Origin of the sequence: Pseudomonas brassicae, assembly GCF_010671725.1 — a bacterium.
GTDB classification, from domain to species: Bacteria; Pseudomonadota; Gammaproteobacteria; order Pseudomonadales; family Pseudomonadaceae; genus Aquipseudomonas; species Aquipseudomonas brassicae.
Genome location: NZ_JAAHBU010000524.1, coordinates 1 through 3,355 on the forward strand (window position 1 = coordinate 1; position 3,355 = coordinate 3,355).

At 64.1% G+C, this 3,355-nt stretch carries 4 protein-coding genes; all 4 read right to left on the reverse strand.

Annotated features, from left to right (window positions below; all coding sequences use genetic code 11):
* Positions 1-122: 122 nt before the first annotated feature.
* Complete coding sequence (locus tag G3436_RS25575; RefSeq protein WP_163950978.1) at positions 123-683, reverse strand: A24 family peptidase; 561 nt, start codon at positions 681-683, stop codon at positions 123-125.
* 16 nt (positions 684-699) lie between these two features.
* Positions 700-894, reverse strand: coding sequence for a Flp family type IVb pilin (locus G3436_RS25580; protein WP_163950981.1), 195 nt, complete (start codon positions 892-894; stop codon positions 700-702).
* Between the two features lie 106 nt (positions 895-1,000).
* On the reverse strand, positions 1,001-2,404 hold the full coding sequence (locus G3436_RS25585; protein WP_163950984.1) for a sensor histidine kinase: 1,404 nt from the start codon (positions 2,402-2,404) through the stop codon (positions 1,001-1,003).
* Entirely contained in the window at positions 2,391-3,056 is a 666-nt protein-coding gene (locus G3436_RS25590) for a response regulator transcription factor (protein WP_163950986.1), read from the reverse strand. Before G3436_RS25590 ends, G3436_RS25585 begins: the two co-directional genes overlap by 14 nt.
* Positions 3,057-3,355 lie beyond the last annotated feature (299 nt).

A 3,355-nucleotide genomic window follows, 5' to 3' on the forward strand; every position in this document is an offset into this window, starting at 1 on the left:
CACGGGTGCTGGCGCCGGTGCCGGGGCCATCAGCACGCGAGCGAGCAGGGCGGCGCCGCCAGCCAGTACCAGGGCACCAGCCAGAAGAAGGACGGAAGGGGTTTTCATGGGTCAACCGGTCGTCAGAAGTGAATGGGAAACAGCAAGGTGTAGAAACTGCCGGCGGCGATTGCCAGGCCGTAGGGCAAGCCCTGCGGGCGGTCGGCGGTGAGTACCGTCGGGATCGGGATGCGCAGTTGCGGCAGCTGCGTGGACAGGCGCAGCCAGAGCCGTGCGCAGGCCTGTTCGAGCAGGTTCAGCAGCGGCATGCTCAAGGCCAGGATGCCGCCGGCCAGCGCCGTGACGATCAGGAACGCGGTCTGGTTGTCGCCGCAACTCCACAGGCACAGCACGGCCATCAGCTTGACGTCGCCTGCGCCGACCTGGCCCAGGTTGAACAGCACGAAACCCACCGCCAGTACCAGCAGCCCGCCGAGCAGGGCGCTGCCCACGGTGTTGAACACCTGGGTGGCCCCCAGGCCGGCCCAGGGGCCCAGGCCGAGCAGGCCGAACACCGGCAGTGCGCACCACACCAGCAACAGCAGCACCACCAGCAGGTTGTGGATGCGTCGGTAGAGCAGGTCCGAGGCGATCACCCAGCACAGGGCGGGGATAAGCACGTAGAGGGCGAGTGGGCTGTTCATGCTGAGGGCGGCCGGTTTACTTGGCGTCGCCGTTGGTATTGCTGATCTGGTCGCCGATGGCGCGGAAGCGATCCTTGAGCGCGCTGATGAACACGCCGTCTTCGCCGAAGATGATGCCGATGGCCGCGGCCATGGCGGCGGCAAGGATGCCGTACTCGATGGCGGTGACGCCGCTTTCGTCGTTGAGGAAGGCGCGGATGCGGTGGTTCATGGACTGTCTCCGGTGTAAGGCGGTGTGGAAGAAAGGCCCCGTTGGGGTGTGGCGATATTAAGATTTATTCTCAATTGGCGAGCAAGGCGCCAACCATTAAGAATGCTTAACGAAGGTCCACCCCGGCCGGTATCCGCTGACGGCGAATATGCAGGCTGGCGACCAGCCCGGGATGGTTGTCGTCCAGGCGCAGTTCACCGCCGTGCAGTTCGGCAATGGCGCGTACCAGCGTCAGGCCCAGGCCGTGGCCGGGGGTGTGGGTGGGCGCATCCAGGCGCTGGAAGCGCTCCATGGCGCGCTCGCTGTGGACCTCTGCGATGCCGCTGCCGTGGTCGCGCACCTGCAGTACGCCATGGCCATTGCGGCCCACGGCCATGAGGGTGATCGGTAAGCCTGGCGGGGCGTACTTGAGGGCGTTGTCGATCAGGTTGGCCAGCGCCTGGAACAGCAACGCGCGGTCGCCAAACAGCCGGCAGTCGGCCTCGACCTGCATGTCCAGCGGGCAGCCACGCTGCTCGGCCAGTGGCAGGTAATACTCGATCACGTCTTCGAGCAGCGCCGGTATCGGGATCAGCTCGAAGTGGCAGGTCATGCGCCCGGTCTCCACTTCGGCAATGCGCATCACCGCGCGGAACAGGTTCTGGATGCGCTCGCTGTCCTGCACGGCGGCCAGCAGCTCGTCGCGGGCCGGCCCTTCGAGCATTTCGCTGGCGGTGAGCAGGCGGCTTTGCAGACGCGTCAGCGGCGTGCGCAGCTCGTGCGCGATATGGCTGGTGATGTGCTTGACCTCGTCCATCAGCTTGTTGATGCGGCGCAGGCCGTGGTTGATCTCCAGGCCCAGCTGGTCGAACTCGTCGCCGTGCTGCACGGCCGGCGCCATGGCCGTGTAGTCACCCCCGGCGTAGCGGGCCAGGGCGTCGCGGATGCGGTTGATGCGGTACAGGTTGCGCAGGCCGAACGGCAGCGCGGTGGCCAGGATCGACAACAGCAACAGCAGCAGGCCGGCGCCGGCGGCCAGCGGGATGATGCGCGTGCGTTCGAGCATCGGGCGCAGGTCGTAGGCACTGAAGTACTGGCCGCCGTCGGGCAGCGAGATCGACAGGCCGAGGATCTCGGCCTGGTAGCCGTTGCGGTCGGTGATGCTCAGGTGGCGCCAGCGCGTGTTGCACGGTGCCAGGCACTCGGTGGGGGGCAGGTAGTCGCGGTTGCCGAACAGCAGCGCGCCGGTCTTGTCGAGCACGATGGCGTGGCGCTCCTTGCGCACTTCCAGCAACTGGCGGTGCTGCAGCGTCCAGCTCAGTTGCGCGGCGTTGTTGAAGCGCCCCTGCAACTGCTGGCCGCGCACATCGGTAAGGATCATGTCGCGCACGTGGCTGCGCATCACCACCTCGAGCAACTGGTTGCTCAGCACGATGGAGATCAGCGAAAACAACAGGCAAATGAACGCAATGGTGGTGGCTTGGCGCAGGCTGCTGGTGTTCAGGAGTGGGCGCAGGCTAGCCCAGGACATAGCCGATCGCCCTGACGGTCTTGATCAGCGGGTGATCGAAGCCTTTTTCCAGTTTGGTGCGCAGTTTGGACAGGTGCACGTCGATGAGGTTGGTCTGCGGGTCGAAGTTGTAGCCCCAGACCTTCTCCAGCAGCATGCCGCGGGTGACGATCTGGCCGTGGTGTTCGGCCAGCACCTGCAGCAGCTTGAACTCCTTGTCGGTCAGGTCGATGTTGCGGGTACCGCGGCGTACGCTGCGCTTGCCCAGGTCGATGAACAGGTCGTGCACTTGCAGCTGGTCGCTGCTGGACAGGTTGTTGTGGCGGCGTGCCAGCAGTTCCAGGCGCAGCAGCAGTTCGGTGAAATCGAACGGTTTGCCCAGGTAGTCGTCGGCGCCGGCGCGCAGGCCTTCGACACGGTCGCTGCTTTGGTCGTTGGCGGAGAGGATGAGGATGGGCGGGCGGCTTTGGCCATGCAGGCGCTGGAGCACCTCGATGCCATCCATCTTGGGCAGGATGCGGTCCAGAATCACCACATCGAACACCTCGTCGCCGATCATCTGCAGTGCGCATTCACCGTTGTCGGTCAGGCGGCAATTGTGCCCGCTGGCGTGCAGCTTGCTGCCCAGCCAATGACTTACCGATGGGTCGTCCTCTACTACAAGTACCCGCATCTGCCGCTCCTCCTGGGTCATGGTGCCTTTTCTAACAGCCGCATCACTATTCGGTTAGTTAAGAATTATTAAGGTATGGCAACTGATAATCATTACCATTCAGTGTGCCATCATTGGTGTACAGTTGTGAACTGTATTTTTTGTGTGGGATTGGGTGGGGAGGTGTCTGGGGGGGGCTTGTTTCAGGGGTGTTGGCTGGTGCTTGGTGGCATCACAGGGGATGGGTGCCGGACCAACGAGGCTGACAACGCCGATCTGTCAGCCTGGTACGTTGCAACAAATGTGGGAACTGCGGTTCG

Coding starts and splice junctions, on each gene's coding strand:
- G3436_RS25575 (WP_163950978.1), bottom strand. CDS start 683: ATGAACAGCCCACTCGCCCTCTACGTGCTTATCCCCGCCCTGTGCTGG.
- G3436_RS25580 (WP_163950981.1), bottom strand. CDS start 894: ATGAACCACCGCATCCGCGCCTTCCTCAACGACGAAAGCGGCGTCACC.
- G3436_RS25585 (WP_163950984.1), bottom strand. CDS start 2,404: ATGTCCTGGGCTAGCCTGCGCCCACTCCTGAACACCAGCAGCCTGCGC.
- G3436_RS25590 (WP_163950986.1), bottom strand. CDS start 3,056: ATGCGGGTACTTGTAGTAGAGGACGACCCATCGGTAAGTCATTGGCTG.